Annotated in this window: 11 protein-coding genes; 6 read left to right on the top strand and 5 right to left on the bottom strand. The window is 77.2% G+C overall.

Annotated features, from left to right (window positions below):
* Positions 1-23 precede the first annotated feature (23 nt).
* Positions 24-935, top strand: a complete 912-nt coding sequence (locus ACFO3M_RS13640; protein ID WP_387989473.1) for an NAD-dependent epimerase/dehydratase family protein — start codon at positions 24-26, stop codon at positions 933-935.
* A 3-nt stretch (positions 936-938) separates the two neighbouring features.
* On the opposite strand, the gene ACFO3M_RS13645 is transcribed toward ACFO3M_RS13640, so the two are convergent.
* Entirely contained in the window at positions 939-1,736 is a 798-nt protein-coding gene (locus tag ACFO3M_RS13645) for a MerR family transcriptional regulator (protein ID WP_387989475.1), read from the bottom strand.
* Between the two features lie 78 nt (positions 1,737-1,814).
* Here ACFO3M_RS13645 and ACFO3M_RS13650 point away from each other — a divergent pair, with 78 nt between their 5' ends.
* Entirely contained in the window at positions 1,815-2,168 is a 354-nt protein-coding gene (locus tag ACFO3M_RS13650) for a nuclear transport factor 2-like protein (RefSeq protein WP_387989477.1), read from the top strand.
* Positions 2,169-2,185: 17 nt separating this feature from the next.
* On the opposite strand, the gene ACFO3M_RS13655 is transcribed toward ACFO3M_RS13650, so the two are convergent.
* On the bottom strand, positions 2,186-2,836 hold the full coding sequence (locus ACFO3M_RS13655) for a GntR family transcriptional regulator (protein ID WP_387989480.1): 651 nt from the start codon (positions 2,834-2,836) through the stop codon (positions 2,186-2,188).
* Between the two features lie 193 nt (positions 2,837-3,029).
* On the opposite strand from ACFO3M_RS13655, the gene ACFO3M_RS13660 reads away from it, so the two are divergent.
* Positions 3,030-3,773 carry an alpha/beta fold hydrolase gene (locus ACFO3M_RS13660; RefSeq protein WP_387989483.1) on the top strand — a complete coding sequence of 248 codons (744 nt, stop codon included), beginning with the start codon at positions 3,030-3,032 and terminating at the stop codon, positions 3,771-3,773.
* 151 nt (positions 3,774-3,924) lie between these two features.
* A complete protein-coding gene (locus ACFO3M_RS13665; protein ID WP_387989486.1) occupies positions 3,925-5,586 on the top strand; it encodes an NAD(P)/FAD-dependent oxidoreductase in 1,662 nt (553 codons plus the stop codon).
* 13 nt (positions 5,587-5,599) lie between these two features.
* Here ACFO3M_RS13665 and ACFO3M_RS13670 read toward each other — a convergent pair whose 3' ends face one another.
* From ACFO3M_RS13670 to ACFO3M_RS13680, 3 genes are all read right to left on the bottom strand, one after another.
* Positions 5,600-6,733: a flavin-containing monooxygenase gene (locus tag ACFO3M_RS13670; protein ID WP_387989489.1), complete on the bottom strand. Its 1,134-nt coding sequence runs from the start codon at positions 6,731-6,733 to the stop codon at positions 5,600-5,602.
* 198 nt (positions 6,734-6,931) lie between these two features.
* Positions 6,932-9,640, bottom strand: a complete 2,709-nt coding sequence (locus ACFO3M_RS13675) for an ATP-binding protein (RefSeq protein WP_387989492.1) — start codon at positions 9,638-9,640, stop codon at positions 6,932-6,934.
* Between the two features lie 81 nt (positions 9,641-9,721).
* Positions 9,722-12,445: a helix-turn-helix transcriptional regulator gene (locus ACFO3M_RS13680; RefSeq protein WP_387989495.1), complete on the bottom strand. Its 2,724-nt coding sequence runs from the start codon at positions 12,443-12,445 to the stop codon at positions 9,722-9,724.
* A 174-nt stretch (positions 12,446-12,619) separates the two neighbouring features.
* On the opposite strand from ACFO3M_RS13680, the gene ACFO3M_RS13685 reads away from it, so the two are divergent.
* Positions 12,620-14,131 carry an MFS transporter gene (locus ACFO3M_RS13685; protein WP_387989498.1) on the top strand — a complete coding sequence of 504 codons (1,512 nt, stop codon included), beginning with the start codon at positions 12,620-12,622 and terminating at the stop codon, positions 14,129-14,131.
* A gap of 123 nt (positions 14,132-14,254) precedes the next feature.
* A complete protein-coding gene (locus tag ACFO3M_RS13690; protein WP_387989501.1) occupies positions 14,255-14,488 on the top strand; it encodes a heavy-metal-associated domain-containing protein in 234 nt (77 codons plus the stop codon).
* The last annotated feature ends 77 nt before the right edge of the window (positions 14,489-14,565 follow it).

The raw sequence follows: 14,565 nt of genomic DNA on the forward strand, positions 1-14,565 counted from the left end.
GGCTCGCTGACAGGGTGGGCGACATGGCCCCCGTCTCTCCCGTCGTCGTGGTGACCGGTGCGAACGGCCTGGTGGGCACCGCGGTGTGCAGGGCGCTCGTCGAGCGGTCGGCGCGGGTGCGCGCCGTGGTCCGCCGCGCCGGCGGCGCGCCCGCGCTCGACGGGGTCACCGAGCACGTCGGCGACTTCGCCGACGAGTCCCTCGCCCGCGCGGTGACCCGGGGCGCCGACGCGGTCGTCACGACGGTCCACCCGATGGGCTCGCCGCGGGAGGTCCAGCACCGGGTCGGCGTCGAGGGCACGGCGGTCCTCGCCCGGGCCGCCCGCGACTCCGGCGTCGCCCGGCTGGTGCACCTCTCCACGGCGGGGGTCTACGACCGCTCGGCCGGCGTCGGGGACATCGCCGAGGACGGCCCCCTCCTGCCCGAGGGCAGCGGCGACTACCCCGACACCAAGAACGCCGCCGACGCCGCGCTGGCACAGGTCGGCGGGCTCACGACCGTGCTGGTCCGCCCGCCGGCGGTCCTGGGCACCGGCGAGACCTCGGTGTGGAACACGCTGCGACCGCGGGGGATCCGCGACGGCGGGGACCGCCGGGCCGACCCGTCGCAGACCTGGCCCTGGGTGCACGTCGAGGACCTGGCGGCCTTCGTCGCGGACGTCGCCACCGGTGCCGTCGCGACGTCCGACGACCCGGAGCGGGGCCCCGTGGCCGGCGGCACGACCCCGGTCATCGTCGCCGGTGAGCCCGCGACGTGGCGGGACTACCTCGGCGCGGTGACCGACGCGCTGGGCGTCGCCCCGGAGTGGACCGACGAGCCGGTGTGGACCGGGCAGCTGCTCACCGACCGCGCGCGGAGGTGGGGCTGGGTGCCCCGGGTCGGCCTCGCGCAGGCCCTGGAGGAGCTGCGGCGGGGCCTGACGCCGCGCGGGTGACCGTCAGCGCGCGGCCACGCGGAAGACCGGCCAGCCGATCTCGGTCCGCCAGGCCGACGGGTCGGGGGTGTCGCGCGGGCCGGCCAGGTAGGTCTCCCGCACCGGCCCGGCCACCGCGAGGGCGTTGGCCACCACCCAGGTCCCCAGCTCGCCGTAGGTGACGTCGATGTCGTGGTGCTCGCCGACGTGGGTGGTGACGGCCAGCTCGACGGCCGGCAGGGTCACCGGGTGCACGCGGCCGCTGCTCGGCGGCCGGGCCGTCGGCCGGTACACGAGCGCGTGCCCGCGGCCGGCCTCGAAGAGCGCGTTGTCGTACAGCCCTCCGGGGACGCCGGTCGGCTCGCCGACCACGGCGTCCAGCTCGGCCGTGGCGCCGGCGTACCAGGGGAGGAGCTGGTCGTGCGTCACGTCGTCCTCGACCGCGGCCACGGTCGTGGCCGGCACCGCGCGCACCTCGACGTCGAGCGGGGCCGGCTCCGGTCGCAGCAGCCGGCGCAGCGACGCCACCGCGGCCCGGGTGCGGTCCAGTTCGGACTCCAGCCGCTGCAGGTGCTCGGAGACCAGCGCGGCACGGGCGCCCGGGTCGGGGGAGCGCAGGATGCGCTGGACGTCGGACAGGGGGACGTCGAGCTCGCGCAGGCGGTGGACGACCTGGGCGGTCGGGATCTGGTCCGCGCTGTAGTAGCGGTAGCCGGTGGCCTCGTCCACGGTCGCCGGCTCGAGCAGGCCCGCGTCGTGGTACCGGCGCAGGGTGCGCACGCTGAGGTGGGTCAGCCGGGAGAACTCGCCGATCGCCAGCACCGGAGCACTGTGCACCCTCCCCCTGGGGGAGGGTCCACCGCTCGACCCTCCCCCAGGGGGAGGGTGCACCGTCGGGGCGTGACCACACCGACCGGCATCCGGCCCGACCAGCTGCCCGCGACGATCCGCGGCTTCCTCACCGCGCACCGGGCCCGGGAGGCCGACGTCGCGCTGCGCGCCTTCACCCCGACCGCGGTGGTCGTCGACGAGGGCAGGACCCACCGGGGCACCGAGGAGATCCGGCGCTTCCTGTCCGGGGCCGGCGCCGGGTTCAGCTACACCACCGAGCTCGTCGGTGCCGAGCGCGTCGACGACGCGCACTGGGTCGCCACCCACCGGCTGGAGGGCGACTTCCCCGGCGGCGTCGTCGACCTCCGCTACCGCTTCACGATGGACGGCGACCTCGTCGCGGGGCTGGTCATCGCCCCGTGACGACCGCCGTCCGGCGGTCACGCCCCGGCGCTCGGCAGGCTGTGCCAGGTGTCGTACGCGACGGCGGCCGCGCCCTCGACGTCACCGGCGGCGCAGAGCCGGATCAGCTCGTCGTGCCGGGTGACCGACGCCCGGCCGCGGAGGGAGCCGAACCGCAACCGCTCCGCACGGCGCACCGTGGGCGTGAACTGCTCGAGGACGGTCGCGAGCGCCCGGTTGCCGGAGATGCGCACCAGGACGCCGTGCAGCTCGTCGTCGATCCGGAGGGCGGACTCGACGTTCCCGGAGTCGACGGCGGCGGCGAACCGGCGGTTGGCGTCGCGCATGGCGGCCAGGTCCGCCTCGGTGAGGACGGGGACGGCCTCCCGGACGGCGAGCTCGTGCATCGCCGCGACGACGTCGCGGGCGTCCCGGACCGCGCGGACGTCGAGCGGGCTCACGACCGTCGACCGGCCCGGCCGGGCCAGGACCAGCCCGCTGTGCGCGAGGCGCAGCAGCGCCTCGCGGACCGGCGTCCGGCTGACGCCGAGCCAGGCGGCGAGCTCCAGGTCCCTGAGCTGCTCGCCGGGGGTGAACGTGCCGTCGACGATCGCGTCGCGCAGGCGGCGGTAGACGTCGTCGCGCAGCAGGCCGCGGTCGACCCCGGGGCTCGTCGGGGGGATCGGCACGGGTGGACCTCCTGGCGGTACCGGGCGCACGGACGGCGGGACGAGGCGGAACGAGGAAGCCCGGAGGAGACCCTTCCTGCCCATCATCCCTGCATGCAATATATCGCATACCAGAGGCGTTGGCGGGGGACGCAGGAGAGGTGCCACCGGACGGGCGACGTCGGAGCGCCCGCCTGACCGATGAGGAGGAGCCATGACCAGCAGCACGCTCGAGACCCGCACCGCCCCGCCCACGGTGGTGCTGGTCCACGGGGCGTTCGCCGACTCGTCGAGCTGGAACGGCGTGATCGCCCGGCTCCGGCGGGACGGCCATCCGGTGATCGGGGTGGCCAACCCGCTCCGTTCGCTGCACGGCGACGCCGCGCTCCTGCGCGACGTCCTGGAGAGCGTGGACGGGCCGGTCGTCCTGGCCGGCCACTCGTACGGCGGCAGCGTGGTGAGCGAGGCGGCCGCGGGGCTCCCGCAGGTGAGGGCGCTGGTCTTCGTCGCCAGCTTCCTGCTCGACGAGGGGGAGAGCACCGGTGAACTGGCCGGGAGGTTCCCGGGCAACGAGCTGGGGTCGGCGCTGCGCCCGGTGCCCGTGCAGGGTCCCGACGGGCAGACCGTCGACGACCTCTACATCGAGCAGGAGAGGTTCCGGCCGGTCTTCGCCGCCGACGTGCCGGCGGACGTCGCCGAGCTGATGGCCGTCACGCAGCGGCCGATCACCGGCGACGCGCTCGCGGACAAGGCGACGAAGGCGGCCTGGAGGACCGTCCCGTCCTGGACCCTGGTCACGCTCCAGGACCTGGCCGTCCCGGCCGGGGCCCAGCGGTTCATGGCCGAGCGGGCGAACTCGCACACCGTCGAGGTCGATGCGTCGCACGCCGTGACCGTCTCCCGGCCCGACGTCGTCGCTCGGCTGATCGAGGAGGCCGCCCGCGCGACGGCCGCCTGATCGCAGCGGCTGACGTCAGGCCGCTCCGAGGACGCACGGAGGCCCCGTGGTCGGCGACCGCGGGGCCTCCTGCCGTGGCGGGGGCCGAGCACCCACCCCACGCGCGAACCGGCCTGCGGCACACTGCGCGGTCACCGGCGGAGGGGACGCGATGGACAGGCCCGTGCTGATGGCGGTGGACGACGACCCGGCCGCGCTGCGTCCGGTGCAGGAGGAGCTGACCAAGCGCTACGGCACCGACTACGACGTCCGCTGCCTCACCTCGGCGGAGGAGGCGCTCGGCGACCTGGCGCGGGTGCGGGCGGCGGGCGGGGAGGTGGCGCTGGTCCTCGCCGACCAGTGGATGCCCGGGATGACCGGCGTCGAGTTCCTCGACCGCGTGCGGGCGCTGCACCCGGAGGCGCGACGGTCGGTGCTGATCACCTGGCACGACCGGTCGACCGCCCCCGTGCTGCCGGTGTCGGTGCTGCGGCAGATCGACTGGGTCACCAAGCCCTGGCAGCCCGGGGACGAGCACTTCCACCAGGCGATCGGGCAGTTCCTGTACCAGTGGGCGCTGCCGAACCGGCCGCGGTTCCTGGCGGCCCGGGTGGTCGGGGAGCGCTGGACGGCGCGCTCCCACGAGATCCGGGACCTGCTCAGCCGCAACAGCGTGGCCTACGGCTTCCACGACGTGGCGTCCGAGGAGGGCCGGGCGCTGCTGCGGGAGGTGGGCCGGCCGGCCGCCCGCCTGCCGGTGGTCGTCCTCTTCGACGGACGGGTCCTCGAGGACCCGTCCGGTCTCGAGATCGCCGACGCGCTCGGCGTCAGGACCCGGCCGGACCCGCGGCCCCACGACGTCACGGTCGTCGGTGCGGGCCCCGCGGGGCTGGCCGCGGCGGTCTACGGCGCCTCCGAGGGGCTGCGCACGGTCGTGCTGGAGGCCGAGGCGATGGGTGGGCAGGCCGGCACCAGCTCGCTCATCCGCAACTACCTGGGCTTCCCCCGCGGCATCCCCGGCGCCGACCTGGCGCAGCGGGCCTACGAGCAGGCCTGGCTGCTGGGCGCGGAGTTCGTCTACGGACCGCGCGCGGTCGGCCTGGAGACCTCGGGCGACGGCCTCGTCGTCTCGCTGAGCGACGGCAGCGCCGTCACCAGCCGGGCCGTCGTCCTCGCCACCGGGGTGACCTACCGGCGGCTCGGCGTCCCGTCCCTGGACGCGCTCGTCGGGGCGGGGGTCTTCTACGGCGCCGCGGCACCGGAGGCGCAGGCGATGGCGGGGGAGGAGGTGTACGTCGTCGGAGGGGCCAACTCGGCGGGGCAGGCCGCGCTGCACCTGGCCCGCTACGCCCGGCGGGTGACGCTCCTGGTGCGCGGCGCCTCACTGGCCGCGACCATGTCCGACTACCTGGTCCGCGAGATCGACGCGGCGCCCAACGTCACCGTCCGCCACGGCGCCGAGGCGGTCGGCGGCAGCGGTGAGGGGCGGCTGACCCACCTGGTGGTGCGCGACGGGGACGGCGGGGACACCGAGACGGTCCCCGCCGCGGGCCTGTTCGTGCTGATCGGCGCCGAGCCGCACACCGACTGGCTGCCCGGTGCGATCGACCGGGACGGCACCGGCCACGTCCTGACCGGCGCCGACCGGCGCGGCGGCCCCGCCGGCGGTGAGGTCCGCGAGTTCGAGACCAGCGTGCCCGGCGTGTTCGCCGTCGGCGACGTCCGGCACGGGTCGGTGAAGCGGGTGGCCTCCGCGGTCGGGGAGGGCGCGGTCGCCATCCGCATGGTCCACGACCACCTCGGCCGCCTCCGAGGTCCCCACCCGGGACGGTGACGCGGGGGAGGCGTCACGCCGGCGTGACCGCCGGGATCTCGGGCTCTCCACGGCCGGGTGCGGCCTGCGGCCGCGACCCGCGCGCGTCGGCGGCCATGCGGTCGGACAGGGTGGCGGCGTCCGCGCCGACGAAGCCCAGCAGCGCCGAGCCGCGGCACGTCTGCCACGGCAACCCCAGGAAGTACAGCCCGGGCACCGCGGTGACCCCGGCGTCGTGCCGGACCTGCCCGTCGACGACCACGCCGGGCACGTGCAGCCACGAGTGGTCGCTGCGGTACCCGGTCGCCCACACGACCGCGTCGACGTCGAGGGTGGTGCCGTCGGCGAAGCGGGCGGTGCGTCCGGTGACCGCGGTGAGCCGGGGTCGCAGGTCGATGCCGCGGCGGCGCAGGTCGCGGGTGCGGGTGCCGATGACCAGGTCACCGCGGGCGCGCAGCCGGCGGGCGATGCGGGTGTGCGCGGGCACGGTGAAGAACCCGACCGTGTCCAGCCAGGTGAACAGGTCACGGCCGGCGATGCGCTGCGGCAGCTCGGTCGGCCGGGTGCCGACGGCGACGGTGACGGGCTGGGTGGCGGCGAGCTCGGCGGCGATCTGCAGGCCGGAGTTGGCGCCGCCGACGACGAGCACCCGGCCGTCGCCGGGCAGCTGGGTCGGGTTGCGGTACCCGGCGCTGTGGAGCTGCGGTACCGCCGGGTCCACCTGCTGGGCCAGAGCCGGGACGTGCGGGGTCTGGAACGGCCCGGTGGCGACGACGACCTGCTCGGCGCGCACCGTCCCGGTCGGCGTGGTCGCGGTGAAGCCGCCGTCGCCGTCGCGGTGCAACCGCAGCACCGGGGAGTTCGTCCGCACCGGCAGGGCGAAGCGCCGGGCGTAGGCGGCCAGGTAGTCGGCGACGTCGTCCTTGCTCGGGTGGGTGTCCGCGGGAGCGGGGAACGGGAGGCCGGGCAGCGAGTCGTACCGGGCGGGGCTGAACAGCCGCAGCGAGTCCCAGCGGGAGCGCCACGAGTGGCCGACCTCGGGTCCGGCGTCGAGCAGCAGGAGGTCCGCGTCGCGGCGGGCGAGGTGGTGGCCGATGGCGAGACCGGCCTGGCCGGCACCGATCACGAGCACGTCGACGGACCGGTCGGTGGGGACGGGGGTGGGCATGACGGCTCCTGGCAGGGGTGGGGGAGGGGACGGGCGGTGCGGTCAGCCGAGGCCGCGGTGAGCGTGCGCGGCGGTGCTGGTCGTGGAGGCTCCTCGGTCCGGGCTGGCTCTGCGCCGGACGCTAGGAGCGGACGGGAGGCGTCACGCCGGGAGAACCACCGGGTTCCCCGCCGTCCCCGGGAGCCGGGCAGCCGCGCGTCAGTCCAGCGGGAGGGCGGTGAGCTCGGCGCGGGAGGCCACCCCGAGCTTGCTGAACACGTTCCGCAGGTGGAAGTCGACGGTGCGCGGGCTGACGAACAACTGTGCCGCGACGTCCCGGTTGGACAGGCCCTGCCGGACCAGGGCCGTCACCTGACGTTCCTGCGCGGTCAGCTCGGTGGTCGTGGAGACGTCGCGGCGCCGCGCGGTCTCCCCGGACGCACGCAGCTCCTGCGCCGCCCGCTCGGCCCACGGGGTCGCGTCCAGCTCCTCGAACAGCGACAGCGCGGTGCGCAGGTGCTCCCGGGCGTCCACCCGGCGCCGTGCACGGCGCAGGTGCTCGCCGAGGGCCAGCTCGGTGCGGGCCCGGGCGGGCGTCCGCAGCGACGCGGCGTGCGCGTCCAGGGCACGCCGGAAGTGCTCCTCGGCGGCGTCGTCCCCGGCGAGCAGGGCGCGACCGTGCTCGACGACGGCGCGCGCGGCCGGGGCGCCGGTGCCCGCGGCGAAGTCCTCCAGCTCGCCCAGCCAGGTGCGGGCGAGGTCCTCGCGGCCGGCGCGGACCGCGGTCTCGAGCCGGTCGAGCGCGGCCATGCGGCGGTATCCGGGTGAGCTGATCTGCTCGAGGTGGTACAGGGCCGACGCCGGCTGCCGGGCGCGGAGGCCCCGTGCCCAGCGCACCAGGTCGGCGACGAGGAAGTCCGCGAGCCCGACCGGGTGCGCCTCCCGGATCGCGGTCGCCTCGGCCAGGAGGCGGTCGGCGGCGTCGTCCCCGCGCAGGGCGGCCAGCAGCCCGAGCTCGGCGGTCGGCAGCGCGGTCAGGCCGGGGTGTCCCGTGCCGGCGGTCAGCGCCAGCGCCTCGGTCGCGGCGCCGGCGGCCTGGGCCCAGTCGCCGGTGGCGATCTGGAACTGCGCCCCCCGGGTGAGGGCGTGCTCGACCATGGTGAGCGCGCCCGCGCGGCGGGCGGCGGTCAGCTGCTCGGCGTGCAGCCGGAGACCCCGCTCGTCGTCGTCGACGAGCATCGCCGCGACCCCCAGGTTGGGTTGCAGCACGTGGTCGTCGACCGGGTCGGCGTCGGTGAGGGCGAAGGCGCCGCGGAAGCACTCGGCGGCGGTGGCCCAGTCCCGGCAGGCGGTGGCGCGGAACCCGCGCAGCAGGGCGGAGGCCGCCCGCACGCGGGGCGGCGCGTCCGGTGCCGGGGGGCGGACCAGCGCGGCCGGGTCGACGTCCCGGGGCGACCGGGCACCGAAGGCGGCCAGTGAGGCGGCGAGCATCGCCAGCTCCTGCGCCATCGCCTCGTCCGCCTCGGCGGCGACCCGGGCGGCCTGCAGGACGAGGTCGTAGCCGTCGTCGAGCGAGCGGGTGTTCCACTCGATCTGCCCCTGCAGGGTCAGCAGCCGCGCCCGCACCCGCGGCTCGAGCGGCTCGGCCGCGGCCGCGGCGGCCAGCGCCGTGGCCTGGGAGGGGTGCGCCCCCAGCCAGGCCGACGACGCGGCCGTGTACAGCCGCCGGCCACGGGCCGCGCCCGCGGTGGTGAGCTCGGCGGCGCGGGCCCACGCGGCGGCCGCCGCCTCGTGGCCACCGCGGGTGGCGGCGCGCTCGGCCACGTCGTTGAGGGCGGCGACGACGGTCTCGTCCGGCCGGTCGGCGGCGGCGGCCAGGTGCCAGGCCCGGCGGTCCGCGTCGGGGCCGACCGCCGCGGCCAGGGCGCGGTGTGCCGCGCGGCGCTGCGCGCTGGTGGCGGCCCGGTAGACCGCGGAGCGCACCAGCGGGTGGTAGAGGGCGAGCACGTCCCCGTCGACGTGCAGCAGCCCGGCGCGCTCCACCTCGTCGAGGGCGTCGTCACCGGCTCCGAGGTGCTCCGCCGCGGCCCGGACCACCGTCAGCCGGGCGGTGTCGTCGGCCGCGGCCAGCAGCAGCAACCGCTGCGCCGGCTCGCCGAGCCGCCGGTAGCGGTCCAGGAAGCCCCGCTCCACCCCACCGGTCAGCGGCAGCTGCGTGGGCAGCGGCGACCGCCCGGCCAGCTGCTCGGGGGTGAGCACCCCGGCCAGCTCGACCAGCGCCAGCGGGTTGCCGCCGGTGGCCGCCACCAGCCGGTCGCGCACCGCCGGGTCCACCGTGGCGCCGGCCCGCGCGGACAGCACCGCCTCGGCGTCCGCCCCGGCCATGCCGCCGAGGACGACGGCGGGCAGGTCGGGTGCGTCGAAGCGGCGGGCGTCGCCGTCGCGGGCGGCGAACAGCACGGCCACCCGCTCGGCCTGCAGCCGGCGGGCGACGAACAGCAGCGCCGCGGCCGAGGCGTCGTCGAGCCAGTGGGCGTCGTCGACGACGGCCAGCACGGGGGAGTCCTCGGCGGCGTCGGCGAGCAGGCTCAGCGTGCCGAGGAACGCCAGGAAGCGCTCGCCCTCACCGGCCGCCTCGCCGAGGGCGGCACCGAGCGCGGCCTGCTGGGGCGCCGGCAGCCCGGTGAGGAGCGTCCGCAGTGGCCACAGCAGCCGCTGCAGGGCGGCGAAGGCCAGCGGCGACTCCGACTCCACGCCCGAGGTGCGCAGCACCCGCATGCCCGCGGCGGCGTCCACCGCCTCGGCCAGCAGCGTCGACTTGCCGGCCCCGGCGACGCCGCGGACCACCAGCGCACCCCCGGTCCCGGCGCGTGCGCCGTCGAGCAGGGCGGCGATCCGCGCACGCTCGGCGTCCCGTCCGGCCAGCACGGCGCCGACCGTACCGAGCGCTGCGGAGCTCCCGTCGCACCGGCGAGACCGCCGGGTGGGTCCCGGCCGCCGACGCGGGCGTCAGTCGAGCGGGTGGGCGGCCAGCTCGGTGCGACTGGTGACGCCCAGCTTGGCGAACACGTTGCGCAGGTGGAAGTCGACGGTGCGCGGGCTGACGAACAGCTGCGCGGCGACGTCCCGGTTGGCCAGGCCCTGACGCACCAACCGGGCCACCTGCAGTTCCTGCGGGGTGAGGTCCACGACCGTGGACGCGTCGCGACGGCGGGCGGTCTCGCCGGACGCGCGCAGCTCCTGCCGGGCGCGCTCGGCCCACGGCTGCGCGCCGAGGTCCTCGAACGTCTCGAGGGCGGCGCGCAGGTGAGGCCGGGCGTCGACCCGGCGGCGGGAGCGGCGCAGGAAGGCGCCGTACGCCAGCTGGGTGCGGGCCCGGTCGGGCGGGCGGTCGCTCTTGGCGTGCGCGGCGAGGGCCTGCTCGAAGTGGCGCTCGGCCTCGGGGCCGTCGGTGAGCAGCGCCCGGCCGTGCTCGGCCACGGCGGAGGCCCAGGCGGAGCCGGTGGCCTCGGCGAAGCCGGCCAGCTCCTCCACCCAGGCGTGAGCCGGGTGCGGCCGCCCGGCCCGCACGGCGGCCTCGATGCGGTCCGTGGCGGCCAGCCGGCGGGTCATCGGATGGCGGATCTGCTCCAGCTGGTGCAGCGCGGCGGCCGGATCGGCCGCGTCGCGCACGCCACGGGCCCACCGCAGCACGTCGGGCACCACCTCGGCCAGGATGCCGAGCGCGTGATCGGCGCAGATCCGCTCCGCGTCGGCGAGGTACCGGTCCACCGCCCCGTCGCTCCGCAGCGCGGCCAGCAACGCCAGCCACGCGGTCGGCAGGGCGGCCAGCCCCCGGTGCCCGGACTGGTCGGCCAATGGCAGCGCCTCGGCGGCCGCGGCGCGGGCCGCGGTCCACCGCCCGGTGGCCACCTCCGCGAAGCCGAGCCGGGCCAGCGAGTAGAGGATCATCAGCACGGCGCCGGTGCTGCGCGCCCGGGTCAGCAGCTGCTCGTGGTAGCGCCGGGTCAACGCGTCGTCGCCCAGGTACATCGCGGCGATGCCCAGGTTGGGCAGCAGGTCCAGGTCCTCCTCGGCCAGGTGCTCGGCGAGGGCGAAGGCCTCCTCCAGCGGCGGCATCGCCCCCTGCCAGTCGCCGTGGACGGCGGCGTCGAGGCCGTGCAGCAGGTCGGAGAAGCACCGGGCGCGCACCGGCGCGTCGGGCCCGGGGCGGGGGACCAGGGCCGGAGGGGCGACGGCGCTGCCGGAGCGCGCACCGAACGCGGCCAGCGCCGCGGCGAACATGGCCATCTCCCGCGCACGCTGCGCGTCGTGCGGCGCCACCTCGGCGGCGGCCTGGAGCACCATCCGCTGCCCGGCGTGCAGCGAGCCGGTGTTCCACTCGATGCGCGCCCGGAGCCGGAGGACGTCCGCGAGCAGCAGCGCGTCACGCGCCTGCGCCGCGGCGGCGTCGACCAGCGCCCGGGCCCGGGCGGGTCGGGCGGCCAGCCAGGCGGAGCGGGCGGCGGCGTAGAGCCGCTCGGCCTGGGCGTTCCCGGCCGGTGAGAGCTCGGCGGCGCGTTCCCAGGCGGACGCGGCCGCCTCCAGACCTCCTCGCGCCCGGGCCCGCTCGGCGGCGGCGTCGAGCTCGGCGACCACGGCCTCGTCCGGCTCCTCGACGGCGGCGGCGAGGTGCCAGGCGCGCCGGTCGGCCTCGTCAGGGCCGGTCAGCACGGCCGCCAGGGCTCGATGGGCCCGTCGGCGCTCGGTGCTGGTGGCGGCGCCGTACACCGCCGAGCGCACCAGCGGGTGCCGGAGGTCGACGGCGGCGTCGCGGACCTGGAGCAGCCCCGAGCGCTCGGCCACCTGCAGTGCGTCCTCACCGGCTCCCAGGGAGGCGGCCGCCTGCCGCACCACCCGCGTCTGACCGGAGTCGTCGGCGGCCGTGACCAGCAGAACCGTCCGGGCCTGCTCCGGCAGCCGCCGGTAGCGGTCGAGGAAGGCCCGCTCCACGCCCTCGGTCAGCGGCAGCCGGGTCGGCAACCGCACCCGGCCGGACAGCTGCTCCGGCGTCAGGGCCCCGGCGAGCTCCACGAGCGCCAGGGGGTTGCCGCCGGTGCTCGCGACCAGCGCGTCGCGCACCTCCGGGGGGACGGGGACCCCGGCGCGGGCGGAGAGCAGGTCACCGGCGGCCTGGGCGTCGAGGGCCCCGACGGCGAGGCGGGGCAGGTCACCACTGTCGAAGGTGCGCACGTCGGCGTCGCGGGCGGTGAACAGGAGGGCGACCCGCTCCACCTGGAGTCGCCGGGCCACGAACAGCAGCGCCGCGGCGGACGCGTCGTCGAGCCAGTGGGCGTCGTCGACGACGGCGAGCACCGGGCGGCGCTGTCCGGCGTCGGCGAGGACGTTCAACGCGGCCAGGAAGACCAGGAAGCGGTCGCCGGGGCCGTCGTCGACCTCACCGAAGGCCGCCCGCAGCGCCCGGGCCTGCGGCTGCGGCAGGTGGTGCGCACAGTCGGCCACGACCGGGCGCAGCAGACGGTGGAGCGCGGCGAACGCCAGCGGGGACTCCGACTCCAGACCCTGCGTGCGGAGCACCGTCATGCCGTCGGCCCGGGCCACCGTGTCGCGCAACAACGCCGACTTGCCCACCCCCGGGTGTCCGACCAGCACCAGCGCCCCGCCCCGGCCGGCCCACGCCTCGTCCACCAGTGCGGCGATGGCTGCCCGCTCGGAGTCCCTGCCGGAGAGCACGCCGAGACCCTAGTGCGCCACCGGACGGAACCGAGCCGCCTTCCCCGCGCGGTTCCCGGCCGGACGGGTCGTCGCCCGCGGGCAGGCCATCCCGGCGGAACCACCGGCGCGACCGGACTCCGCCACGCCGGACGGTGGCGGCACACCCGGACCTGCCTCCCGAGGAGGGAACCCGTGACGACCCACTCCGCCGCCGGACCGGCGGCGCCCGCCCACCCGCACCCGTCAGCCCACCCGACCGTGCCCACCGTCGACGAGCCGCGCCGGCCGTGGACCGTCTTCGGTCTGATGATCACCGCGCAGGTGATGGTGATCCTCGACGTCTCCGTGGTGAACGTCGCACTGCCGTCGATCAGCCGCGGTCTGCACCTCTCGGCCGCGGACTACCAGTGGACCGTCAGCGCCTACGTGCTGCTCTCCGGCGGCCTGCTCCTGCTCGGCGGTCGCATCGCGGACCTGATCGACCGCCGGGGGGCGTTCCTCACCGGCGTCGGCCTGTTCACCGCCGCCTCCCTGACCAGCGCGCTCGCCCAGGCCCCGTGGATGCTGGTCGTCTCCCGCGCCGCGCAGGGAGCCGGCGCCGCGCTGCTCACCCCCGCGGCGCTGTCGATCGTCATGACCGCCTACGCCGGCAGGCAGCGGCAGACGGCGCTCGCCGTGTGGGGCACCGTCGGCAGCCTCGGCATCGCCGCCGGCGTGCTGTTCGGCGGGGCGCTGACCAGCGCACTGGGCTGGCGGGCGGTGTTCTTCGTCAACGTGCCGATCGGCGTCGCCGTCGTCCTCGGCACCCTGCGCGCCGTGGCCCGGGGCGCCTCCCGGGCGGGGGCGCTGCGCCGGCTCGACGTGCCGGGCGCGCTGACCCTGGTGGGCGGGCTGCTGGCCCTGGTGTCCGGCATCGAGGCCACCCGCTCGGCCGGCTGGACGGCGCCCCGCACCTGGCTCGCGCTGGCCGCCGCCGCGGTGCTGCTGACCGCCTTCGCCCGGTTCGAGCGGCGCACCACCGATCCCCTCGTGCCCCCGGCGACCTGGCGCATCCGGTCGCTGGTCTCCGCCTCGGCGGTCATGGCCGGCGTCACCGGCGTGGTGGTCGGCGCCGTCTTCCTGACCTCGCTGTACCTGCAGGACGTCGTCGGAGCCTCGCCGGTCGTGGCCGGCCTGGAGTTCCTGCCCCTGGCCGGCGCGATCACCCTCGCCGCCACCGCCGCGTCGAAGGTGGTCGGCCGGGTCGGTGCCCGCACGCTGGTCCTCGGCGGCCTGGTCGTCATGGCCGGCGGCGCGCTCCTTCTGGCCGCGAACGCCGGCGGCACCTCCTACGCCGCCGACGTGCTGCCCGGCCTCCTGCTCGTCGGCGCGGGCGTGGGGCCGATGTTCGTGGCGATCGCGGTCGCCGCGATGGGCGACGTGCCGGGCGAGAGCTCCGGCGTGGCGAGCGGGCTGATGATGACCGGACACGAGATCGGCGCGGCCCTCGGCGTCGCCGGGCTCACCGCCGTCGCCGGTGACCTCGCCACCTCCGCCGGTCTGGTCGACGGCTACGGGCGCGCATTCGCTGCCGCCGCCGGTGTCCTGGTCGCCCTGTTCGTCCTCACCGCACTCGCCGTGCCCGGCGGCCGGCCGGCCGCCGCAGCCGCCGGCCACGGCGCCCACGGCCACGGCGCCCACGGCCACGGCGCCCACGGCCACTGAGCCACCCGGCGCTCCCGGCCTCCTGGCGAACCCGGCGTGGATCCCGGCGATTTCCCCGGTGAGAGCGACCCACCCCCACGCCGACTCTCGTCCCCGACCCCACCACCACCCCGAGGAGTCCCCGTGCTGTCCAACACGCCCCGCACCTTCGTCGGCTCGACCACCTTCACCGTCACCGGCATGACCTGCGCGCACTGCCAGCGGGCGGTCACCGAGGAGATCTCCGGCGTGGCCGGCGTCCGGTCGGTCACCGTCGACCTGGCCAGCGGCACCGTCACCGTCACTGCCGACCGCCCGGTCGACCGCGCCGACATCGCCGCCGCCGTCGACGAGGCCGGCTACGCCCTCGTCCCGTAGCCCTCATCGCCACCCCGCTGTCCGGGTCGTCCACCGGCACTCCGGCCCCACGACCCGGGCAGCGGCGTCCGGAGTCC

Source organism: Geodermatophilus arenarius, from assembly GCF_042654585.1.
GTDB classification, from domain to species: domain Bacteria; phylum Actinomycetota; class Actinomycetes; order Mycobacteriales; family Geodermatophilaceae; genus Geodermatophilus; species Geodermatophilus arenarius.